The organism is Halorubrum sp. Atlit-26R, from assembly GCF_003666015.1.
Classification (GTDB): Archaea; Halobacteriota; Halobacteria; order Halobacteriales; family Haloferacaceae; genus Halorubrum.
Window position 1 is genome coordinate 1 of sequence record NZ_QPLT01000142.1, and the last position, 884, is coordinate 884.

Here is an 884-nt window from a genome sequence, read left to right on the forward strand (position 1 = left end):
TTACGCTTTATTTCCGCCGACACGGGTCGGTCCATTCGAATCGCGTAATCCATGCGGGGGAGTTCGGCGTGTTCGTTGATAAGAGATACCGATGGCTGCGGTCACCTCTGAGTCGAAAAATATCCGGCGTCGCCACGGTGCGTCCGACGGATTCCGACCGTTCGTTCGGAACCACCTTCACATTGTCACTCGTCTGCGCGCGGCGTCACGACCTCGGACTTGGGACGGGACTTGACGGTCCGCTCGGCGTTCACGCTGTGCACCTCGTCTCGCCGCCAGTCGTAGGCGGTCAGCGCGCCGCCGTACACGCACCCCGTGTCGAGGCCGACGGCGTACTCCCGGAGGAGGGGTCGAGCCAGCACCGTGTGTCCGAAGAACACCCGGGGTGGCTCGGCATACTGCTCCCACCAGTACGGGCGTGCGTAGTCGCCACCCTCGGCGAGCGACCGGACGGTCTCTAAGTCGTCGACATCGTGGTCAGCGAGCGGCTTGTGCGGGTCGACGCCGGCGTGGACGACCAGCGTCCCCGGCCACGAGATGGCGACCGGACACGACCGAATCCACTCGCGGCCAGCGTCGGTCAGTCCCAGCCCGCCGGTCTCGCCGCGGAGCAGTTTCTCCTCGTTGTTCCCCCGGACCGAGTGCGCGTTCGGCAGTTCACGGACCCGCTCAACGACGCCCCGATTGTCCGGACCTTTGCTGACCAGATCGCCGACGAAGACGACGAGGTTGTCGTCGCCGGGGTCGAGTTCGTCGAGCAACGACTCCAGTTCGCTGCGACAGCCGTGTACGTCGCCGACGAGGTACACGTCCTCGAACGCCTCGACGGAGAGTCGACGGTGTTGGGCTTCGACCTCAGGACCGAACAGAACCTCGCTCGGCTC

General features: G+C 65.5%; 1 protein-coding gene. It reads right to left on the bottom strand.

What is annotated here, in order from left to right:
* Window positions 1-185: 185 nt before the first annotated feature.
* Window positions 186-869, bottom strand: coding sequence for a metallophosphoesterase family protein (locus tag DVK07_RS19815; protein ID WP_121598537.1), 684 nt, complete (start codon window positions 867-869; stop codon window positions 186-188).
* Window positions 870-884: the final 15 nt, after the last annotated feature.